This window comes from Plantactinospora sp. CNZ320 (assembly GCF_002846275.1).
Genome location: NZ_PJMP01000001.1, coordinates 2,850,439 through 2,871,057, shown reverse-complemented (window position 1 = coordinate 2,871,057; position 20,619 = coordinate 2,850,439). Strand labels below are relative to the sequence as shown.

Annotated in this window: 19 protein-coding genes; 13 read left to right on the top strand and 6 right to left on the bottom strand. The window is 72.0% G+C overall.

The annotated features are described in order from the left end of the window. Positions 1-10 precede the first annotated feature (10 nt). The 4 genes from CLT71_RS12535 to CLT71_RS12520 all read left to right on the top strand — a co-directional run bounded on the left by CLT71_RS12535 (position 11) and on the right by CLT71_RS12520 (position 4,640). Entirely contained in the window at positions 11-1,567 is a 1,557-nt protein-coding gene (locus CLT71_RS12535; RefSeq protein WP_101367253.1) for an NYN domain-containing protein, read from the top strand. A gap of 228 nt (positions 1,568-1,795) precedes the next feature. Next, a complete protein-coding gene (locus tag CLT71_RS12530; RefSeq protein WP_101367252.1) occupies positions 1,796-2,023 on the top strand; it encodes a hypothetical protein in 228 nt (75 codons plus the stop codon). 236 nt (positions 2,024-2,259) lie between these two features. Beyond that, the gene (locus tag CLT71_RS12525; protein ID WP_101371394.1) at positions 2,260-3,519 is read left to right on the top strand and encodes a M48 family metallopeptidase; all 1,260 of its coding nucleotides are present in this window, start codon (positions 2,260-2,262) and stop codon (positions 3,517-3,519) included. Further along, positions 3,516-4,640 carry a glycosyltransferase family 4 protein gene (locus CLT71_RS12520; RefSeq protein WP_101367251.1) on the top strand — a complete coding sequence of 375 codons (1,125 nt, stop codon included), beginning with the start codon at positions 3,516-3,518 and terminating at the stop codon, positions 4,638-4,640. Before CLT71_RS12525 ends, CLT71_RS12520 begins: the two co-directional genes overlap by 4 nt. 253 nt (positions 4,641-4,893) lie before the next feature. Here the strand turns inward: CLT71_RS12520 and CLT71_RS12515 are convergent, their stop codons facing one another. Genes CLT71_RS12515 through CLT71_RS12505 form a run of 3 tightly spaced genes read right to left on the bottom strand, consistent with a single transcriptional unit; the run spans position 4,894 to position 9,093 of the window. Further along, positions 4,894-5,562 carry a response regulator transcription factor gene (locus CLT71_RS12515; RefSeq protein ID WP_091557164.1) on the bottom strand — a complete coding sequence of 223 codons (669 nt, stop codon included), beginning with the start codon at positions 5,560-5,562 and terminating at the stop codon, positions 4,894-4,896. A 7-nt stretch (positions 5,563-5,569) separates the two neighbouring features. Beyond that, positions 5,570-7,264: a sensor histidine kinase gene (locus CLT71_RS12510; RefSeq protein ID WP_101367250.1), complete on the bottom strand. Its 1,695-nt coding sequence runs from the start codon at positions 7,262-7,264 to the stop codon at positions 5,570-5,572. A 14-nt stretch (positions 7,265-7,278) separates the two neighbouring features. Beyond that, a complete protein-coding gene (locus CLT71_RS12505) occupies positions 7,279-9,093 on the bottom strand; it encodes an AMP-dependent synthetase/ligase (protein ID WP_101371393.1) in 1,815 nt (604 codons plus the stop codon). A gap of 163 nt (positions 9,094-9,256) precedes the next feature. Here CLT71_RS12505 and CLT71_RS12500 point away from each other — a divergent pair, with 163 nt between their 5' ends. The 4 genes from CLT71_RS12500 (at position 9,257) to CLT71_RS12485 (ending at position 13,289) form a co-directional block, all read left to right on the top strand. Further along, complete coding sequence (locus CLT71_RS12500; protein ID WP_101367249.1) at positions 9,257-9,712, top strand: SRPBCC family protein; 456 nt, start codon at positions 9,257-9,259, stop codon at positions 9,710-9,712. 1,388 nt (positions 9,713-11,100) lie between these two features. Then, on the top strand, positions 11,101-11,457 hold the full coding sequence (locus CLT71_RS37435) for a hypothetical protein (RefSeq protein ID WP_199188008.1): 357 nt from the start codon (positions 11,101-11,103) through the stop codon (positions 11,455-11,457). Positions 11,458-11,564: 107 nt separating this feature from the next. Next, positions 11,565-12,512, top strand: coding sequence for an ROK family glucokinase (locus tag CLT71_RS12490; protein WP_101367247.1), 948 nt, complete (start codon positions 11,565-11,567; stop codon positions 12,510-12,512). Between the two features lie 90 nt (positions 12,513-12,602). After that, entirely contained in the window at positions 12,603-13,289 is a 687-nt protein-coding gene (locus tag CLT71_RS12485; protein WP_101371392.1) for an endonuclease/exonuclease/phosphatase family protein, read from the top strand. Between the two features lie 99 nt (positions 13,290-13,388). Here the strand turns inward: CLT71_RS12485 and CLT71_RS12480 are convergent, their stop codons facing one another. Continuing rightward, positions 13,389-14,393, bottom strand: coding sequence for a LacI family DNA-binding transcriptional regulator (locus CLT71_RS12480; protein WP_199187581.1), 1,005 nt, complete (start codon positions 14,391-14,393; stop codon positions 13,389-13,391). A gap of 450 nt (positions 14,394-14,843) precedes the next feature. On the opposite strand from CLT71_RS12480, the gene CLT71_RS12475 reads away from it, so the two are divergent. After that, complete coding sequence (locus tag CLT71_RS12475; protein ID WP_101367246.1) at positions 14,844-15,818, top strand: glycoside hydrolase family 6 protein; 975 nt, start codon at positions 14,844-14,846, stop codon at positions 15,816-15,818. An 87-nt stretch (positions 15,819-15,905) separates the two neighbouring features. Here CLT71_RS12475 and CLT71_RS12470 read toward each other — a convergent pair whose 3' ends face one another. Then, positions 15,906-16,367, bottom strand: a complete 462-nt coding sequence (locus CLT71_RS12470; RefSeq protein ID WP_101367245.1) for a hypothetical protein — start codon at positions 16,365-16,367, stop codon at positions 15,906-15,908. Positions 16,368-16,715: 348 nt separating this feature from the next. Between CLT71_RS12470 and CLT71_RS12465 the strand changes: the two genes are divergently transcribed. Next, positions 16,716-17,312: a GNAT family N-acetyltransferase gene (locus tag CLT71_RS12465; protein WP_158242219.1), complete on the top strand. Its 597-nt coding sequence runs from the start codon at positions 16,716-16,718 to the stop codon at positions 17,310-17,312. Here CLT71_RS12465 and CLT71_RS12460 read toward each other — a convergent pair. Further along, positions 17,239-17,862 (bottom strand): TetR/AcrR family transcriptional regulator, encoded by a 624-nt coding sequence (locus tag CLT71_RS12460; RefSeq protein WP_101367243.1) that lies wholly within the window; start codon positions 17,860-17,862, stop codon positions 17,239-17,241. The two genes, CLT71_RS12465 and CLT71_RS12460, sit on opposite strands and share 74 nt — an antisense overlap. A 101-nt stretch (positions 17,863-17,963) precedes the next feature. On the opposite strand from CLT71_RS12460, the gene CLT71_RS12455 reads away from it, so the two are divergent. The 3 genes from CLT71_RS12455 to CLT71_RS12445 all read left to right on the top strand — a co-directional run bounded on the left by CLT71_RS12455 (position 17,964) and on the right by CLT71_RS12445 (position 20,511). Beyond that, positions 17,964-18,911, top strand: a complete 948-nt coding sequence (locus CLT71_RS12455) for a DMT family transporter (RefSeq protein ID WP_101371390.1) — start codon at positions 17,964-17,966, stop codon at positions 18,909-18,911. 335 nt (positions 18,912-19,246) lie between these two features. Then, positions 19,247-19,543 (top strand): DUF1540 domain-containing protein, encoded by a 297-nt coding sequence (locus tag CLT71_RS12450; RefSeq protein ID WP_101367242.1) that lies wholly within the window; start codon positions 19,247-19,249, stop codon positions 19,541-19,543. A 191-nt stretch (positions 19,544-19,734) separates the two neighbouring features. Further along, positions 19,735-20,511 (top strand): DUF2470 domain-containing protein, encoded by a 777-nt coding sequence (locus CLT71_RS12445; protein WP_101367241.1) that lies wholly within the window; start codon positions 19,735-19,737, stop codon positions 20,509-20,511. Positions 20,512-20,619: the final 108 nt, after the last annotated feature.

Sequence of the window (20,619 nt, the reverse complement as noted above, 5' to 3'; positions counted from 1 at the left end):
GACTGGCGACATGCCCCGCGCCGAACCGTCCGACCACCGCCTTCCTGAGGAGGCGGCGCAGCCTGCGCGCTCCGAGCGTGCTGGCGATCCCGGGCGGGACGGCGGCACCGACGAGCCCCGTCCGGCCGTACCCGGCACCGAACAGGCGGAACCGTCGCCACGGGAGCCCGTCGATCGGGGGCCTGTGGATCCGGGGCCTGTGGATCCGGATCCGGCTGACCGGGAGCCGGCTGATCGGGAGTCGGCTGATCGGGAGTCGGCTGATCGGGAGCTGGAGCCGATCCTGCCGGAGCCGGTCCGGGCCCGGATCGTCAGTCTGGCCGCCGCCGCGTTGCCGACGCTGCCCGCCGACGAACTCCCGCCGCCGCTGCGCCGGGTCGCCAAGTTCGCGCCGAACCGGCGGGCCCGGCTCGGCGGCGGACCGATCGCCACCCAACTCGCCGCCGATCCGCTCTTCCGGCAGCGGGTCGCCAGCCGGGTCCTCGCCGAGGCCGGGGAACTCGGTTCCGTGGTCGTCTCCGGTGCGAGCCCGGCCGCCGCCGACCCGGTCGAGGTCGCCGCGCTCGCCTATCTGACCCGGCCGCCGGGCTGGCGTGACCTGGTCGAGAACGCCGGTGCGGCGGTCCGGGCCGAGGTCGACAGCGCGGTGGTCGCCGAACTGGTCCGGGAGGCGGAACAGCGGGCCACCCGGGCCGAGCACGACCGCGCGGTGGCGAAGGTGGAGGCCGACAAGCTGCGCGACGAGGTGGCCCGGCTCCGGGAGGAGTTGGGTCAGCTCCGCGAGGAGAACCGGGTGCTGGGCCGCACACTGCGGGAGGCCCAGGCCGGGCAGCGGCGGGCGGCCGAACTGCTGGCCACCGAGAAGGGGCGGGCCGGCCGGGCGGCGGCCGACCACGAGGCCGAGCTGCGCAGGGTACGGGCCCGGCTGGCCGAGGCCGAGGCAGCGGCCGGTGCGGTCCGGCAGACCGCCAAGGAGGCCCGCTCGGTCGACGACGCCCGGCTCTGGCTGCTGTTGGAGACCATCGGCCGGGCCGCCGTCGGACTGCGCCGGGAACTCGCCCTCGATCCCGCCGACCGGTTGCCGGCCGACTACGTCGCCGACGCGTTCGCCGAGCGTCCGGCCACGGCCAACTCGGCTCGGGCGCTGGACGCCGACGACCCGGCCCGGCTGGACGAACTGCTGGCTCTACCCCGGGCACACCTGGTTGTCGACGGTTACAACGTCACCAAGCGCGGCTTCGGGGACATGTCCCTGGAGCAGCAGCGCAAGCGTCTGATCACCGGGCTGGGCGGCATCGCGGCGCAGACCGGTGACGAGGTGACTGTCGTCTTCGACGGTGCCGAACGGATGCACGGGCTGCCGCCCGCACCGCGCGGGGTACGGGTGTTGTTCTCCCGGAAGGGCGAGACCGCCGACGACCTGATCCGCCGCCTGGTCCGGGCCGAACCGGCGGGCCGGCCGGTCGTGGTGGTCTCCTCCGACCGCGAGGTCGCCGACGGGGTACGCCGGCACGGCGCCTATCCGCTCGGCGCGGACTCGCTGCTTCGCCGGCTTGCCCGGTCCTGACCGCGCCTGCCCGTCCTGCCAGCGTCCTCTTCCGCCAACCCTCTCTCCCCCCAGTCCTCTCTCCATCGGCCTGCTGTGGCCAGGTCGCGGCACTTTGTCCGTTGATCATCTGCATGGGGGCGTTGGGTGGCAACGGAGGTTTTGTCGTACCCCCGTTCTAGGGTGGGTGTCACGGACGGTGGGCGCGTTATGACAACACCGTCTCCCGCTGCTTTGAGGAGTGAGCAGATGCTCATCGACTGCGACAGTTGCCCCCTCCGGGGTGCGGCCTGTTCCGGGTGCCTGGTGAGTGCCCTGCTGGACCAGCCGCCGGGGCAGGCCGCGTTGACCGCCGACGAGATGCACGCGATCGAGGTCTTCACCCGGGCCGGCTTCGACGTCGAGATCCTGGATGCCCCGGTCGCGGCGCCCACCCGGCTCACCAACCGCCGTCGGGGCCGCCGCCGGGTCGCGTAGTCCACCCGGCCTGGCCTGCCGGGCCCGTTCCGCTCAGGAAGCGGCTCTACCGGGCCGGTTCCGCTCAGGAAGCGACTCCGCCCGGCGGACAGGGCTCCGCCCGGCACCCAGGGCTCCGCCCGGCGAGCGACTCCGCCCGGCGAGCGACTCCGCGCGGCGGTCCGGCATAGGATTGGCCGCGCGATCTGGGCCGGCGGAAGGGCGGAGCGGATGACCCAGTGGGTTCGGACTACGCCATGACGCCGCGTGCCTGGGCCGGGCTGACCCTCGTCGCGCTCGTGCTGCTGCTCGTCGCCGCAACCGCGCTGCTGGTGCCGTGGCACCGCCCACCCGCACCCCGCGCCGACCAGCTCGCCGCGCTCGACGAGTTGGATCCGGCCGAGGTGGCCCGGGGGAGGGCCTTCGCCGCCGCGCTGCGCCCGGGTGGCTACGGTGCGCTGGTCCTCGGGCTTGTGGTTGCCCTGCTGCTCGGCCTCACCCCGCTCGGCGCGAAGCTGATCGCCCTGGTCGGGCGCCCCTTAGGCGACAACTGGATCGCCCAGGCCGTGCTCGGTGGCCTGGCCGTGGTGCTGGTGGCAGACCTGGTGACCCTGCCGTTCGCCGCCTGGCGACACGCGGTGGTGGCCCGCTACGGGCTCTCCACCCAGGGCTGGGGCGGCTGGACGGTCGACCTGCTCAAGTCGTACGCCGTCAGTGCGGTGATCGGCGCGGTGGCGCTGCTCGGCTTCTACACGGTGACCCGACTGGCGCCGAGGTGGTGGTGGGCGTTCGGGGCGGCCGGCGCGGCGGTGCTGGTCACACTCCTCTCCTTCATCCTGCCGGTGCTGGTGGAGCCGATCTTCAACCGGTTCACCCCGATGGAGCCGGGGCCGCTGCGTACCGAGCTGATGGCGCTGGCCGACGCTGACGGCGTACCGGTGAAGGACGTGCTGGTCGCGGACGCGTCCCGGCGGACCCGGGCGGTCAACGCGTACGTCTCCGGATTCGGTCCGACCCGACGGATCGTCGTGTACGACACCCTGCTGCGCGAGGCCCCACCCGCCGAGGTGGCGAGTGTGGTCGCGCACGAACTGGGGCACGCGAAGGACCGGGACGTGCTGACCGGCACCCTGACCGGTGCACTCGGTGCGGCGGCGGCGGTCGTCGCGCTCTACCTGCTCGGCTCGTCGGCCTGGCTGCTGCGGGCCGCCGGGGTCGACTCGGTGGCCGAGCCACGGGCGTTTCCGCTGCTGCTTGCCCTGGTGACGGTGGCCGGACTGCTGGCGACACCGGCCCAGGCCTGGGTCTCCCGGCAGGTCGAGGCGCGGGCCGACGCGCACGCGCTGGCGCTGACCGGTGACCCGGGTTCCTTCGAGGCGATGCAGCGGCGGCTCTCCAGCGTCAACCTCGCCGACCCCGATCCGCCCCGGTGGGAGTACCTCTTCCGGGCGAGTCACCCATCCACAGTGGAGCGCATGGCCGCGGCCCGCGCGTACGCCCGAGGAGCCGGCGGTTGACCAGGACTCTGCTCGTCACAAACGATTTTCCGCCCCGCCCCGGCGGGATCCAGTCCTTCGTGCACGGTCTCGCCGTCCGGCAGCAGCCCGGTTCCGTGGTGGTCTACGCCTCCACCTGGCGCGGCGCCGACAAGTTCGACGCCGACCAGCCGTTCGAGGTGGTCCGCGAGTCGACCGGGGTGCTGCTGCCGACCCGCCGGGTCGCACGGCGGGCGGCCGAGCTGGCCCGGGCGTACGACTGCGACACCGTCTGGTTCGGCGCGGCGGCCCCGTTGGGACTGCTCGCCGCCGGGCTGCGTCGCCGGGCCGGAATTCGCCGGGCGGTGGCACAGACGCACGGTCACGAGGTCGGCTGGGCGGCGCTGCCGGGTGCCCGGTCTGCGCTGCGCCGGATCGGCGACGGCGTCGACGTCACCACCTACCTGGGGGAGTACACCCGGGTACGGCTGGATCGGGTGCTGCGCGGCCGCACCGAGCTGCGCCGGCTGGCTCCCGGGGTGGACGTCGACGTCTACCACCCGGACGTGGACGGGTCCGAGGTCCGCGCCCGGCACGGCCTGGCCGACCGGCCGGTGGTGGTCTGCGTCTCCCGACTGGTGCCGCGTAAGGGGCAGGACGCGCTGATCCGGGCGCTGCCGGAGATCCGCCGCCGGGTGTCGGGGGCGGCCCTGCTGGTGGTCGGCGGCGGGCCCTACCGGCCGACGTTGGAGAAGCTCGCCCGGCAGGCTGGGGTCGCCGCCGACGTGGTCTTCACCGGTTCGGTGCCGACCGCCGAACTGCCGGCGCACTACGCGGCCGGAGACGTCTACGCGATGCCGTGCCGGACCCGCAACGGCGGGTTGGACGTGGAGGGCCTGGGCATCGTCTATCTGGAGGCCTCCGCGACCGGGCTGCCGGTGGTGGCCGGCAACTCCGGCGGCGCACCGGACGCGGTCCGGGAGGGCGAGACCGGGTACGTCGTCGACGGCCGGATCGTCGGCCAGCTCGCCGACCGGGTGGCGACGCTGCTGGCCGACCCTGAGTTGGCCCGCCGGATGGGTGCGGCCGGTCGCGCCTGGGTGGAGCGGGAATGGCGCTGGGAGCGCCAGGCGCGGCGGATGACGGAACTGCTGACCGGCTGACCGGGAGTGCTGCCGACCGGCCACCGGGAGTGCTGCCGACCGGGAGACTGCCGACCGGCCGGCCGGGGAGTTCCGCCTCGGCGGATTCCGTCGGCGGAGGAGGTGACATCACGAGGATGTCATCGGCGCCCGGGCGTGGAGGCAGTGTCCGCGGTGCCCGCTGGGGCGGGGCACGCCGGGTGCCCGGAGACCAGCGTGGGCGTACCGCTGGCATCCGGCCCGGCGGACCCGCCGACGATCGGAACGCCGACGATCAGAACTTCGGGGCGTCCGGTGCTTCCAGCAGACCCAGCCGGAGTGCGGTCATCAGGGCCTGGGCCCGGTTGGCCGCGCCGAGCTTCTCGTAGAGCTTGGAGATGTGCGTCTTGGCCGTCGACTCGCTGACGAAGAGCTGCTTCGCGATGCCGGCGACGCTCATCCCGTCGGCGAGCAGGCGGAGCACCTGGCCCTCCCGGGGGGAGAGCTGCGGGCCGGACGGGGCGAGGCGGCGCTTCATCGCCTCGGCCAGATCCGCGGCGGTGAACGCACTCGGCGAGGAGGCGGCGTGCCGGGCGGCGGCCACGACCTCGTCGGCGGGGGCGGTCTTCGGCACGAAGGCGCTGGCACCGGCTTCGAGGGCGCCGAAGAGCTGGTCGTCGCCCGCGTACATGGTGAGCACCACGATGCCCATCGTGGCGCTGGACTTGCGCAGCGCCCGGGTCGCCTCCAGCCCGCTCCCGTCGGGAAGGCGGAGGTCCATGATCACTACATCGGGTTGCAGGGCGCCGGCCTGGCGGACCCCCTCGGCGGCAGTTGCGGCCTCGCCGACGACCTCGAACTGCCGGTCCCGCTCAAACGCGTGCCGCAGGCCCTTACGAATGAGGTCGTGATCGTCGACGAGCAGGACCTTGGTCCGAGTGGTCGGCATGGGGCTGGTGGTCATGCTCGGGTTACTCCCCTTCTGATGCGGTGACGCTATCGCGCACGTTATCGCGCCGGGACGAGGTTCCGAGCACCACTGCCACCGTCGTGCCGCTGGGGTGTCGCGGACTGATCTCTAGCCGGCCCCGGATACGTTCCGCCCTCTCCGCCATGATCGCAAGACCATACCTGCCATCGGGCCGCTGGTCAGCGATGCCCTGACCATCATCCGACACTTCAATCTGGGCGAATGGGGGGTCCACGGCACATGTGACCCAAAGATTCGACGCCCCGGCGTGCTTGCGGGCGTTCGTGATCGCCTCCTGCGCGATCCGTAGCAGCTCCGCCTCGGTGGCCGCCGGCAGCCGGGCGGTGGACTCGTCGAGCGTGTAGTGCACCCGCAGGCCGGCGGAGGCGCCGACGGTGCGGGCGTACTCGGCGATGGCGGCGGCGAGCCCGCCGTGCCGGTCGACCTCGCTGCGCAGCTCGAAGAGGCTCAACCGCAGCTCGGTGATGACCCGGGTGACCTCGCCGCGCAGCGTACGCAACTCCTCGGCGGTGTCGGTGGCGTCCTCGGGGAGGGTGGCCAGGGCGTTGTCGATGCCGTAGCCGACCATCACGAGTTCCTGGGCCACCCCGTCGTGGATCTCCCGGGCCAGTCGCTGCCGCTCCTCGTTGGTGGCCAGCGACCGTACCTCGTCGAAGAGGAGCGCGGCCTCCAGCCGGAGCGCGGCCGGCCGGGTCAGCGCGGTCACCTGGGCCACCACCGGGGGCGGGTAGGCGCCCGAGACGTCGGCCTCCAGGGTGACCAGGCCGACCGTGCGTACCCCGGCGACCAGCGGTACGACCAGCGCCGACACCTCGCCGCCGGAGTGCGAGCGGGCCTGCGACCGGTGTGCGGTCTGGGGCTGCTGGCTGGCCCAGGCGTCGGCGATCGCCGAGTCGGCGTCGAGCGTCGTCTCCCAGTCGACCCGGTCCACCCCGGCCTGGGCGAGTACGACGAGCCGGCCGCCGCCGCTGGCGGAGAGCACCGCGGCCCGGTCCGCCCGGGTGACCACGCGCAACTCGTCGATCAGGTGCTCGGAGATGCTGCCGGGGTCGAGGGTGGCTCCGGGTAGCTGTCGGGCGACGCTGCGCAGCTGGGTCAGTAGTCGGGTCGCCTCGGTGTAGGGCTGCGGCCGGGGCTCGCCGCGCGCCTGGACGATCCGTTGCAACGAACCCGCGGCGAAGAGCCCGAGCGCGGCCAGGATCACCCACTGGGCCGCCACGGTCAGATAGCCGACCTGACTGATCTGCCGACCGTCGTCACCGATGCTCGCAAGGCCGCTGAGCAGCAGTGTGACCGCCGCCACGGCGATCAGCCCGACACCCTCCCGGATCCGCCGTTGCAGGGCCGCCGCGGTGAGCGGTACGGCGAGGTAGGGCAGGATCGCCGACGCTCCGACCCCGGGCATCGGGGTACCGATGTGTGCCGCCGCGGCGATCTGGCCGGCGGCCAGCCCCACCAGGACGACCTCGGCGAACCGGCCCAGCGGGGCCAGTATCCGGTGTTCGGGGGCGACCAGGCCGGGAATGCCGGCCACGGCGAGCAGGGCGACCCAGCGGAGCTGGCCCGGCTCCCGGGTGGCGATCAGGATGAGGACCGCGACGAGCGCGAGCATGACGACCCGCGCCGCCGCCGCGAGCGGGTGCGGACGGGAAAGACCGGTGGTCGAGGCGGGCACCTGACGGATGGTAGTCAGTTGCCGTATATCTCGGCGATTTCCGCTGTGTATGTCTTCTCCACGACGCTCCGCTTGACCTTCATCGACGGGGTCAACTCGCCGGTCGCCTCCGCGAAGTCCCGGGGCAGGATCCGGAACTGCCGGACCGACTCGGCCCTGGAGACCGCCTGGTTCGCCTCGTCCACGGCGCGCTGGATCTCGGCGCGCAGGTCAGGGTCGTCACGGAGTTCAGCGACCGGAGTGCCTTCCGGCCGGCCGTGCGCGCGCAGCCAGGCCGGCAGCGCCTCCTCGTCGATGGTGATCAGAGCGGCGACGAAGGGGCGCCGGTCGCCGACCACCATGCACTGGCTGACCAGCCGGTGCGCCCGGATCCCGTCCTCAAGTACGGCCGGGGCGATGTTCTTGCCGGCGGCGGTGACAATGATCTCCTTTTTCCGCCCGGTGATGCGGAGGTAGCCGTCGTCGTCGAGTTCACCCAGGTCGCCGCTGTGGAACCAGCCGTCCGGGGTGAGCACCTCGGCGGTCGCCTCGGGGTTGTTCCAGTAGCCCTGGAAGACCACGTCACCGGAGATCAAGATCTCTCCGTCGTCGGCGATCCGGATGGTCACCCCGGGTAGCGGTCGGCCGACGGTGCCGATCCGGATGGCTCCGGGCAGGTTCACCGCCACCGCCGGGGAGGTCTCGGTCAGGCCGTACCCTTCGAAGACCACCACCCCGACGCCCCGGAAGAAGTGCCCGAGCCGGGCGCCGAGCGGCGCTCCTCCGGAGATGGCGTTCTCGCAGCGTCCGCCGAGCGCGGCGCGGAGCCTGCGGTAGACCAGCCGGTCGAACACCCGGTGCCGCAGCCGCAGGCCCAGGCTCGGCCCGGAGGGGGTGTCCAGGGCCTGGCTGTACGCGATCGCCACCTGCTCGGCGGTGGCGAAGATCTTGCCCTTGCCCTCGTCGGTCGCCTTCTGCGCCGCGCCGGTGTAGACCTTTTCGAAGACCCGGGGTACGGAGAGCACGAAGCTGGGCTTGAACTCCTTGAGTTCCTCGACCAGATTCCTCGTGTCGGCGCTGTGCGCGACGGTGACCCGGGCCTGGACCGTGCCGATCTGGATCAGCCGGGCGAACGAGTGGGCCAGTGGCAGGAAGAGCAGCGTCGAGGCGCCCTCGTTGAAGAGGTTCGGCAGCACCGGGACGGCGTTGCTGATGTCGGAGAGCATGTTCCGGTGCGTGAGTACGCAGCCCTTGGGGCGTCCGGTGGTGCCACTGGTGTAGATGATCGTGGCGATGTCGGACGCCTTGACCGACTTGCGGCGTAGGTCGACCTCGGCCGGGTCGATCCGCTCACCAAGCGCCACCAACTCGTCGATGCCGCCGAGTTCGATCTGCCAGACCTGATCGAGGGCGGGCAGCCGGTCCCGTACCCCGGCCAGCGCCATCGCGTGCCCGTTCGTCTCCAGTACGCAGGCCACCGCCCCCGAGTCGGAGAGGATCCAGGCGACCTGCTCGGGGCTGGAGGTGTCGTAGATCGGTACGGTCACCCCGCCGGCCGTCCAGATCGCGTAGTCGATCAGGGTCCACTCGTACCGGGTGGGGCTCATCAGGCCGACCCGGTCGCCCGGGTTGATCCCGGCGGCGATCAGTCCCCGGGCCACCGCGACGACCTCGTCGCGGAACTGCCGGCAGGTCACGTCCGTCCAGCCGTCCTGCTTGCCGCCGGCGTCGACGGCCCGCCGGACGAACTGCACGCTCTCCGGGGTCTCCTCGGCGTTGTCCCAGACCGGGTCGGTGAGGTTGGCCGCGTCCCCGACCGTGACCGCTGGGGGAACCGAGAACTCGCGCACCTGCACTCCCTACCTGCTCGTATCGACCCGGCCAGCCGGCCGGTCGGACTACCCGCAACCTACCTTCGAACGGGCGCAACCGCCCGGCCAGGTGGGTCGAGTCGGCACGTTTGGGTCGAGGCGGTCAGCCGGAGACACCCCGCTGCGCGGTAGCCTGCCGGGCATGGCGGATTCCTCCACCCAGTCCATCGTCATAGCCGCGCCACCGGCTCGGGTGACCGCAGTTATCTGCGACTTTCCGCGCTATCCGGAGTGGGCCGACGCGGTGAAGCGGGTCGAGGTGGTCGAGGAGTACGAGGACGGCTACCCGGCCCGGGTACGGTTCGTGCTCGACGCCTCGGTGATGACCGACGAGTACACCCTGGCGTACGAGTACGCCGAGGACATCTCGCGGATCGAGTGGCATCTGGTGGAGCCGTCCCGGATGCAGAGGGTCCAGAACGGCTCCTACGACATCGAGGACAACGGGGACGGCACCTCGACGGTGACCTACACCCTGGAGGTCGAACTCTCGGTCGGCATGCTGGGGATGTTCCGGCGCAAGGCCGAGAAGATGATCATGGACGCCGCCCTGACGCAGCTCAAACGGCGGGTGGAAACTCTTGACGGGACCCGGTGACACTCCGGGCGCGACAGCGCTCCGGACCCCACCTGTGCTGTGGGGCGTGACCGTGGTCCGGGGAGCGAGGCACCCTTGTCCAGAGCGCGACGGTGACCCGGAACGCGGACGGTGACCCGGAGCGATGGTGACCCGGACGCGAGGATGGTCCGGAGGGTGGTGACGGCCCCGGACCGGGTGTCGAGATCACCCCGGACGGGGCGGGCGTAGAGGAGCCGATCATGGGAGACAGTGGTTCGTACGGGGGAGGGCCCGATCCGGGTTCCGCCCGCGAGGAGGCCGAGCGCCTGGTCGCCGCAGCACTCGCGATGGCCCGGTCGGCCGCGTCAGGGGCACGGGACCGGGCGGTCTCCTTCGGCCCGCTCGGCCAGGTGATCTCCGAGGTACTCGACCAGAGCGGGATCGCCGACGTGCTGGACCGAAGCGGAGGGGGACCCCGAGCGAACCGCCCCGAGCCGGCCACCCCGGGTACGCCACCGGCCGATGGCGCGGCGCGGACCTCCACCGACCCGGCCCCACCGGCCCCACCGGCCCGACCGGCCCGACCGCACGGCGGCGCGGCGGCGTGGTCCGAGCCGGCGGCGCCGGCCCCGCCACCGTCCGATGCCACTGCGCCAGCTCCCGATGCGACGGCGCCAGCTCCCGATGCGACGGCGCCAGTTTCCGGTGGGACGGCGCCGAATCCCGGTGCGGCGGCGCCAGCGACCGACGTGACGGAGCCAGCGACCGGCGAGGTGCCGCCGTACCTGGGCTCGACTGCGGCCGGAGCCTCACCCCGCGACGGAGCGCCTTCCGGAGCTGGGATGCCGTCCGGGACCGAGACGCCGTCCGGTTCTGAGGGGCCCACCGGGTCTGGGGAGCACTCCGGGGCCGGAGAGCCCATCGGGGCGGGTTTCGCCACCGGTGATCCCGAGTGTTGTGTCTGTCCGGTCTGCCGGTCGATAGCCGCACTGCGCGACCCGAGTCCGGAACTCGCCGAACGGTTGGCCACCGGAGCCGGTGACTTCGCGGCCGGAGTGGCCAGCCTGCTGCGCGCCCTGTCCTCGGTCACCGTCGGCACCGAGCGTCACAGGCCGCCCGGAGCCGGTCCGGCGAGCGGGAGCGGTCCGACAAGCGGGAGCGGCCCGGCGAGCGGGAGCGGCCCGGCCGGTACCGCCGCCGATCCGGGGACCGGCCACGACCCGACCGGGGACACCTGGGCGGCAGCCACCCGCGCGGGCACCACCGCCCCGGATACCACCGCCCCGGATGCCGGTGTGACGGATGTCGGCGCGTCGGACGTCAGCGTGACGGACGTCAGTGCGGGGAGCACCGGCCCGACGGCAGGTGCGGGGAGTCGCGTCGAAGACAGCGCCGGGAATCGTACTTCCGGGGCTGGTCAGGGCGCTTTGAGCGAGGGCGCCGCGCAGGCTCCGACGGGTACCGCCGACCGGTCCGGAGACTCGTCGGCCGACGTGCCGGGTCCACGGCGCGACACCGTGTGGCGCGAGGCGACCAGTACCAGGCATGATTCGTGGCCGGCGGGCGAGCCGGACGACGTCTGGGCGGCCGCCACCCGTGCCGAGGCCGGAACCCGGGAGACCGGGACGACCGCCGGTCCGGACCGGGTGACCCCGGCCGGGGCGGAACCGGCCCGGCCCGCCGCGCCGCCGGCCACCGGACGACCACCGGTGCCCGCGTCGCGGACCCCGGAGGGACCGGTCGCCGCCGGTTCCGGCGAGCAGGCCGCCCCCGAGGACGGCTGACCGTCGGGACGGGGCCGCCGGTGGCCGCCGGTTGGGACGGCGCGGTACGGCGGCAGTGGCGGGACGGTTGACCGCGTGGGCGCGGTGTGGCAGAGGGGAGCGGCTCGGTGACGCTGACCATCGGAGTCGACGTCGGGGGTACCAAGGTGGCCGCCGGGGTGGTCGACCTCGACGGTGTGGTGCGGGCGCAGGTACGCCGGGACACTCCCGCCGAGGACGTGGCCGCGACCCGCGACGTGATCGTCGAGGTTGTCAAGGAGTTGGCGGCCGAGCACGAGGCCGAGGCGGTGGGCATCGGTGCCGCCGGTTGGATCGACGCGGCCCGTTCCACAGTTCTGTTCGCCCCGAACCTCGCCTGGCGCGACGAACCGCTGCGCGACTTCGTCGGCAACGCCGTCGGCCTGCCGGTGATCGTGGAGAACGACGCGAACGTCGCCGCCTGGGCGGAGTTCCGGCACGGGGCGGCCCGGGACGCCGACGACTCGATGGTGCTCTTCACGATCGGTACCGGGGTGGGCGGTGGCATCGTGCTCGGCGGGGAGTTGCTGCGCGGCGCGCACGGCATCGCGGCCGAACTCGGGCACATGCTTTCGGTGCCGAACGGGCACCTCTGCGGCTGTGGCCGGCTCGGCTGCATCGAGCAGTACGCCAGCGGCAACGCCCTGGTCCGGTTCGCCCGGTCCGGTGCGCGGCAGGAGCCGGCCCGGGCCACGGTCCTGCTCGACCTGGCCGGCGGTGACGTCGAGGCGATCAACGGCCCGATGGTGACCGCAGCCGCCCGATCCGGCGACCCGGTTTCCAGCACGGCGTTCGCGCAGATCGGGCACTGGCTCGGCATCGGGCTGGCCGACATGGCGCAGATTCTCGATCCGCAGGTGCTGGTGGTCGGGGGCGGGGTGGTGGAAGCCGGCGAACTGCTGATGGGCCCGACCCGTCGCTCCTTCATGCAGGCTCTCGCCGCGCGTGCCAAGATCGCGGTGGCCGAGATCCGCCCCGCCGAGCTGGGCAACTCGGCCGGCATGGTCGGCGCCGCCGACCTGGCGAGGCGCCGCTAGCGCCGGACCGCCGCGCGGGGCGGGAAGGAACGGACGAGCAAGGGAAACGGTGTGGTTCAGCAGCAGTCCTCCGGTGCGGAGACGTCAGCGGTGCGCCTCCGGGTGCTCTCCTACAACGTGCACGGCCAGCGGGACGACACCGACGCGCTGGCCGGGGCGGTCCGGGCGTTGGCGCCGGACGTGGTGATCGTGCAGGAGGGGCCGCGCCGGTTCCGCTGGCGGCCCAAGTGCGCCGCCCTGGCCGACCGGTTCGGGCTGGTGGTGGCGGCCGGTGGCCTGCCGTCGCTGGGCAACCTGCTGCTGACCAGCCTGCGGGTCCGGGTGTACCGCACATGGTGCCAGCGGTTTCCGTTGACGCCGGGGCGGCACCTGCGCGGGGCGGTCTACGCCGAGTGCGGGATCGGGGGAGCACGGTTCGTACTGGCCGGCTCGCATCTCTCCACCGACCCGGCCGAGCGCCCCGGTCAGGCGCACCTCTTCAAGCAGGAGTTGACCGCCCTGCGGCTGCCGGTGGTGGTCGGCGCTGACCTGAACGAGAACTCGGGCGGCGGCGCCTGGCGTACCGTCGCCGACGGGTTGACCGACGCGGCGGTGGCCGGCGGCGGTGAGGACCGCTGCACCTTCCCGTGTCGGGAGCCGCGGGACCGGATCGACGCGCTCTTCGTCGACCCGGCCATCGGCGTACTCGACTACGACGTGGTGGACACCGCGCAGACCCGTCGGGCCAGCGACCACTTCCCGGTCCGCGCCGACCTGCTGTTGCCGGTCACCCGCTGATGCCACCACGCTGATGCCCACCACGCGGCTTGTTCGGGTGTTCGGCGACCGTTCAGCGAGGTGTGTTGTGCGGTGGCTGTGCGGTGCCGGCCGGGTCGGTCAGGCGGAGCCGCGCAGTACCAGCCTGGTGGGAAGGATCAGGGACGCGGTCTCCCGCCCCGCGATCAGTTCGATGAGTACCCGGGTCATCTCCTTGCCCAGGGACTGGATCGATTGGTGAACCGTGGTCAGTGGAGGGTCGGTTCGTTCGGCTATCCCGAGGTTGTCGAAGCCCACGACCGCCACGTCCGCGGGTACGGACCGACCCGCCTCGCTCAGTACCCGCATGGCTCCGGCGGCCATGTTGTCGCTGGCCGCGAAGACGGCATCGAGGTCCGGGTGGTCGTCGAGCAGTTTCGTCATCGCCGCCGCGCCGCTGCCCTCGGTGAAGTCACCCTCCGCCATCCCGTACGGGGTCAGGCCCGCCATGACCATCGCCTCGCGATAGCCGCGGTAGCGGGATGCGCCTGGCTCGGTGCCCAACTCGCCGGTGATGGTGACGACCCGGGTGCGCCCGAGGCCGATGAGGTGCTCGGTGGCGAGTCGCGCCCCACCGAGGTTGTCGGAGTCGACGAACCAGTGTGGCTTGAAGTGCAGCGGCCGGCCGCCGTACACGGCCGGCAGGCCGGCTCGGCGCACGATGTGGGTCAGCGGGTCGTCCCCGCGCAGCGCCATCAGCATGATGCCGTCGACGCCCCGCGTGTTGAGCAGGTTGGTGAGCCGGGCCCGGCCCCGCCCGGGGCTGGCCAGACACAACAGCAGGTGCAGGTCGGTCTCCTCCAGCGCCGAGGAGACACCGACGATGACCTGGCCGAAGAACGGATCGGCGAACAACTCGGGGTCGTCGTGGGAGATGGCGAGGGCGACGATCCCGGTCTGCCGGGTGGCCAGGGCCCGGGCGGTGCGGTTGGGTCGGTACCCCAGTTCCTTGATGGCCCGCTCGACGGCGTCGCGTGTCGCGCGACTGACGTGTGGCGCCTTGTTGAGGACCCGGGACGCCGCAGAGCGTGACACCCCGGCGCGCGCGGCCACCTCGTCGAGGGTGGGCTGGCGCCGAGTCTCCATCGTGGTGCCACGTCCTTCCTGTCGAACGCCCCTCGAACCTGTGGAACCGCCCTCGAACCTGTGGAACCGCCCTCGAACCTGTGGAACGCCCCTCGAACTTTCCCTCGTTCCTCATGCGCTTGGGACCGGGGACCGGGGGCCGGGGGCCGGCGACGGGAGGATCCGGCGGGGCTCGGCCGGTGCCGACCGGCCACCGACGGTGCCAGGACTCCGCCGCCGGATGGTATCGGCGCCGCTAGATGCTACCGGTCTGCAACGGCGAAGGTCGATATGACTGGAAGCGCTTCCAGTGTCGATCGCCCGGTGGTGGCGCATCGGTGCTGGAGCCAGGGGCCAACCTTGACTTTTACTTGCCGGATGCCGACGATTAGATCGATGTAGATAGATGGAATCTACCGGAAGCGCTTCCAGTCCACGTCGATGCACGGCCAACGCTCTAGGAGACTCCCGATGAGACGACTCGCCCGTCCGTTGCTCGCGCTGGCAAGCGCGCTGGCAGTGGCGGTCCCGACGATCCTGTTCGGCTCGTCGGCCGCCCACGCCGACCCGGTCAGCCAGACCAGCGGCTTCTACGTCAACCCCAACTCCAGCCCCGCGTCGTGGGCCGCCGCCAACCCCGGCGACGGACGCGCCAACGCGATCAGGACCGAGATCGCCCAGAAGCCGATGGCCTCCTGGTTCGGCAACTGGAGTGGCGACATCGGCTCTGCGGTCGGCAACTATGTCCGCGCCGCGGATGCCGTCGACAAGCTTCCGCTGCTCGTGGCCTACAACCTTCCCGGCCGCGATGCCTGCGGCGGGCACTCCGGTGGTGGTGCCGGAAGTGTCGCCGCCTACGACGCGTGGATCTCGGCCTTCGTCAACGCCATCGGCAACCGCCCCGCCGTCGTGGTCCTCGAACCGGACTCCCTCGGCGACTTCAACTGCATGAGCCAGGCGCAGATCAACGACCGCGTCGGGATGCTCAGCCGGGCCGCCAACCAGTTCCGCTCCAGGGCGCCCAACACCTGGGCCTACCTCGACGCCGGCAACCCCGGTTGGGTCGACGCCCGGACGATGGCGCAGCGTCTGAACATGGCCGGCGTCGCAAACGCCCGTGGCTTCGCGCTGAACGTCTCCAACTACTTCACCACCGGAGAGAACACCAACTACGGCAACTCGGTCGCCAACACGCTGCGGAGCAACTTCGGGTACAGCAAGCCCTTCGTGATCGACACGAGCCGCAACCAGAACGGATCCAACGGTCAGTGGTGCAACCCGGCCGGCCGCCGGATCGGCACGCCGAGCCAGCTCGGAGGTGGCGCCGAGATGTTGCTGTGGCTCAAGACGCCTGGCGAGTCCGACGGCAACTGCGGGGTCGGAGCCGGCTCCAGCGCCGGGCAGTTCCTGCCCGAGGTGGCCTACAAGATGATCTTCGGGTACTGAGCGAACCGGCTCACGCGGCAGTACGCCTCCCGCCGGAGGAACGGACGGTAACAAGCCACCGGGACTCCTGCGGGAGGCGGCGCGCGTCTACTCGGAACCCAGTTGCCCTGTCAGCCGATCCAGGCCGCTTCTGATCAGCTGGCCGTACCCGTCGTCGCCGAGCGCGCCGACCCCCGCCCGCGCCTGCCCGAGGTGTTCCCGGGCACGGTCGAGTTCGCCGAGCTTGCGGTAGCACTCGGCCAGGTTGAGGTGCAGCGACGGGTACAGGCCGGCCACCCGCATCGGTACTCCGGCCTCCGCGAGCCGGTTGTCGGTGAGCAGGTCGACCGCTGCCAGCGCCCGCCGATCCCAGAGCAACTCCTGGGGTACGTCGTCCTGCACGTCGGCCATCGCGTGCGCGAGGACGCAGACGTGCAGCGGATCCCCGCGCTCCCCACCGATCTCGTCCCAGATCTGCGCGAACAGATCCCGAGCGGCCTCGCGCTGGCCCTGCTGGTGATGCAACTGCACCCCCTCGTTGATTCGGGTGAGCGTGGCATCGACGATCATCGGGCGGCTCCTGCACGGTTCATGTCACGGCTCGGGGCGGCGTGGCCGCCGCGATCTGCCTGCGCTGGCTTGACAGTTGGCTCAGGTTACCCGCCGGGTACATCCATTCGAGAACGACCGAACCGCAGAACCGCCTCGGCCCACCGCCCCTGGCCCACCCACCGTCACCGGCCTGCCGTCCCGCTGGAGCCGCCGCCCTCGACCTGGTCCCGGTAGTGGGCATGCCCCGGAGTGTGCCCCGAGGCGCGGTCGGGTACTGCCCGCGGGGTGGCAGAGCACCGTGAGACCGAGCAGCCTGGGACCGAGCAGCCTGTGACCGAAGGACGTGGGGCCGGAGGACCCGGGGTCGTGCATCCCGAGATCGAGACCGCGAGGTTGCGGCTGCGCCAGTTCCGGGCCGAGGACTTCGCCGCGCACCGTGCCCTGGTCGACGACGATCCCGCCGTGACCTGGGCCGGTCGGCGCCGCCCGATCACCGCGAGCCTGCGCAGTTGGGCGGAGCGCATCGAGGGCTGGGAACGCGACGGGTTCGGCATGTGGATCGCCGAGGTCGTCGCCACCGGGCAGGTGATCGGCCACTGTGGCCTGCAACGGATGGCCGGGACGGACGAGGTGGAACTCGGCTACTATCTCGGCCGCCCGGCCTGGGGTCAGGGCTACGCGACGGAGGCGGCCGGTGCCTGTCTGGCGTACGGGTTCGACAGTTGTGGCCTGCCGTCCATCGTGGCGGTGGTCCGGCGGGAGAACAAGGCGTCCCGCCAGGTGTTGCGGAAGCTGGGCATGCGACCCGAACGGGATGGCACCTTCTACGACGCCGACGCCACGTTGTGCCGGCTCACCGCCGACGAGTTCCGCCGGGTGCACGCCTTGGTCAGCCAGGCGGGGCCGAGGCCAGTAACCGGCGGGCGAGCAGGCTCAGGTTCTTGGCGACTCGATCGCGAGTGAGGCCGAGTTCGTGGCGCTGGAAGTGGTAGAGCTCCGGTGCCAGTGGACTGAGCGCGATGTCGACCAGGCCATCAGGGTCGGGTGTGTCGGTGTCGGCAAGGAGCGCCCGGACGTGGGCGCGCCAGAATCCGTAGGCGCCGGTGCTGAACCGGGCCGGACCGGTTTCGGCGCCCAGGGCCAGCGGCAGGTGTCGCTCGAGAAGGTCGAGTGCGGCCAGATAGAAGGCGACGAGGCGCTCGTCGGCCGGGGCGCCCGGACCGAGCGGTGGTGGCCCGTGGATCAACTGGGCCTGTAGGCGACGTTCGTGTTCGTCGAGCAGGGCGACGGCGATCGCCGACGGGTCGGGGAAGCGTCGGTACAGGGTCGCCCGGCCGATCCCGGCGGCCTTGGCGATCTGGTCCATGGTGACCGCGCGTGGGTCGTACTCCGCGAACAGCCGCTCCGCGACCTCCAGGATCCGGGCGCGGTTGCGTACCGCGTCCGCGCGTTCCTTCGGCGGGGTGCGGCGGGCGGCGGCGCCGGCTCCAGCACGCTCGTCGCTGGTCGTCACGGGGTGACCCTACCCGGCAACAACTGATCCCCTTGTCCATTTGTAGCGACGCTGCCTATATTAACCGGACAGACTGTCCGTTTAATGCTGTGGAGACGCCCGTGGACCTCGCCCTACTCACCGCCGCCCTGCTCATCGGGTGCCTGCTGGCTGTCCAGGCGTCGGCGAACATCCAACTCAACGCCGCCGTCGGTACGCCGTACGGCGCCGCCACCCTGCAGTTGGCAGTGGCTGCCGGCCTGCTGGCCGTACTGGCCATCGCGGTCGGCGCTCTCGGTGCCCTCGGTCGGCTACCCGACGTCCCGCTCTGGTATCTGCTGGGTGGACTGGCCAGCCCGCTCTACATCACCAGCGGCATCCTGCTCTTTCCCCGCCTGGGGGCACTGGTCGCAGTCGGGCTGTTCGTCACCGGCCAGATGTTCGCCTCGCTCGCCCTCGACCTGTTCGGCCTGCTCGGACTGGCGCGACAGGACGCCACCCCGGCTCTCGTGGTGGGTGCGCTCGGCGTCCTGGCCGGGATCGTCGTGATCGTCAGGGGGCAGCAGGACCGGCAGGATTCGTCCGGTCCCCGTACCGGTCGGACCGGCGGCGCCGGTCAACCTGGATGGCTCGCCCTGGGCCTGCTCGCCGGGGCCGCGCTGCCGGTGCAGGGCGCTGTCAACGCCCGGCTGCGCAGCGGCCTCGACGAGCCGATCGCGGCTGCCCTGACCAGCTTCGGCGTGGCCACCCTCAGCATCGCGGTCGTGCTGTTGGTGCTCTCCGCCATCCACCGCACACCCCGACCCCGAATCGCTCCGCTCCACGCGATGCCGTGGTGGGGCTGGCTGGGCGGCGCCTGCGCGGCTGTCTACGTCACCGGCACCTTCCTGCTCATCCCCGCCATCGGGGCGGCGGTGACGGTCGCCCTGACCGTCACCGGCCAGCAGTTGACCTCAGCCCTCATCGACCAGCGCGGGCTGTTCCGGCTGCGCCGCCGCGCCCTGACCACCCCCCGCCTGGCCGGCCTCGTCCTCCTGCTGAGCGGTTCCCTGCTCGTGCAACTCGGCTGATGCCTGCCGGGCTCGGCCGATACCGGCTCGGCTGACGCGCGATGGCCAGGCCCGGGACGACACTGCGGATTTCGGGCCCTCGAATACGGATATCAGAGGTTAGGCTTGCCTTTGCAGAAGCCATTGGAAGCGTAGCCTTACCTTTTCTTGGGCGCGCCGAAGTGGCCTTCCGGATAATCTTTGGCGACCCGGGTAACCCCCTGTTGAGCAGGCACGATGCCTGTCGTGAGGCATCATGTGCGCTCCGGTAAAGGCGTCGCGGCGTCATTTCCTGGCTATTCTTGGAGCTGATCGTTCCTCGGTCGATCATGGATGTGACAGTGAGTGGAGGAATCATGAAGACCCTTTTGCAGATGCCTGCCGTACGCGAATGCGCCGCCGTCACGTGCAGCTTCAACGAGGGTGGTTGTCACGCACCGGCCGTGACCGTCGCGGCGGCGGGCACGGCAGCCTCCTGCGCGACGTTCGTCGAGTCGTCGGTCCGCGGGGGCATCGCGGAGATCACCGGCAGCGTCGGCGCCTGCGCCCGCACCGACTGCGTCCACAACACCAACCTGGCCTGCACGGCGCCGTCCGTACAGGTGGGCCCGGGTGCCACGGTCAGCGACTGCCTGACCTACCAGCCAGCCTGACCTACCAGCCGGCCTGATCTGTCCGGCCGGCCCGAACCTGACCTGCCCCGGCCGAGCCTGACCTGCGAAGCCTGGTCGGGCCTGGTCGGGCGACGGGTCGTCGGCCACCCCACATCGCGGTCCACTTGAATAAGGCAAGCCTTACCTATTATGGTGGGCTCCTCAGGTCGACTGCGGTGGAAGGGGCGAGGGTGGCATCCGAACCCGATCGGCCGTCGACGCTCGCCGATGACCGGCTCTCACCCGACGCGGTGGAGGTCCGCTCCGCCCTCGCGGCCTGCACATCGCTGCGGCTGGAAGTGGCCGGTACCGCCGCCGACCTGATCGACGCGCACACCGTCCTCCCCGACGGCACCGTCGTCGTCGCCGTTGACGCGATGAGCCCACTCGGCGGTCTGCTCGTCGCCGCCCGGGGCGCGGACAACGCCGTTCGGCTTGATCTCACGCACCTGGTGCCGGTGCCGGTGCGCGCCCGGGTGCGGGCATGGGTGACCGTGACCGGCAAGGTCCGCCGGTTCGACCCGGCGGCCCTCGACCTGTGCGACGACGACGCCATCACGGCGCTGCTCGGCCTGCCGCCGGTGGCCCTGTGGGCGATCGAGCCCGACAGTGTGCACGTCGAACGGTACGGAGCCGCCGTCGAGGTGCCGGTCGCGGCCTATCGGGCGGCGCGTCCCGACCCGGTCGCAGCCGTCGAGGCGGCGCACCTGGCCCGCCTGGTCCAGCACCACCGTCACGTCGTACACCGATTCGCCGCGCTGGTGGATCCGGCCCTGACCGCCGGTGGCGCCCGGTTGGTGCCGGTCGCCGTCGATGCCGACGGACTGACCGTACGGGCGGAGACCGCGCAGCGGCACCACGACGTCCGGCTGCCGTTCCGGGTCCGGGTCACCGACGAGGCCACGCTCAACCGGGAACTTCGGCGGCTGCTGCCGGGCGTGGACGTCCGCCGGCCCGGAGAGCGCTGAGTTCCCGATCCGCGCCGGTCTGCCGCCCGGAAGCGGGCGACGCCGTTTCGGTTGCTGTTGCCCGAGAGTAGTGACCTCGGTCCGTACTGTCACCGACAGAACTGTCGG

Excerpts from the sequence above, each read along its gene's own strand:
- CLT71_RS12535 (WP_101367253.1), top strand. The coding sequence starts at position 11 with ATGCCCCGCGCCGAACCGTCCGACCACCGCCTTCCTGAGGAGGCGGCG.
- CLT71_RS12530 (WP_101367252.1), top strand. The coding sequence starts at position 1,796 with ATGCTCATCGACTGCGACAGTTGCCCCCTCCGGGGTGCGGCCTGTTCC.
- CLT71_RS12525 (WP_101371394.1), top strand. The coding sequence starts at position 2,260 with ATGACGCCGCGTGCCTGGGCCGGGCTGACCCTCGTCGCGCTCGTGCTG.
- CLT71_RS12515 (WP_091557164.1), bottom strand. The coding sequence starts at position 5,562 with ATGACCACCAGCCCCATGCCGACCACTCGGACCAAGGTCCTGCTCGTC.
- CLT71_RS12500 (WP_101367249.1), top strand. The coding sequence starts at position 9,257 with ATGGCGGATTCCTCCACCCAGTCCATCGTCATAGCCGCGCCACCGGCT.
- CLT71_RS12480 (WP_199187581.1), bottom strand. The coding sequence starts at position 14,393 with ATGGAGACTCGGCGCCAGCCCACCCTCGACGAGGTGGCCGCGCGCGCC.
- CLT71_RS12475 (WP_101367246.1), top strand. The coding sequence starts at position 14,844 with ATGAGACGACTCGCCCGTCCGTTGCTCGCGCTGGCAAGCGCGCTGGCA.
- CLT71_RS12470 (WP_101367245.1), bottom strand. The coding sequence starts at position 16,367 with ATGATCGTCGATGCCACGCTCACCCGAATCAACGAGGGGGTGCAGTTG.
- CLT71_RS12450 (WP_101367242.1), top strand. The coding sequence starts at position 19,247 with ATGAAGACCCTTTTGCAGATGCCTGCCGTACGCGAATGCGCCGCCGTC.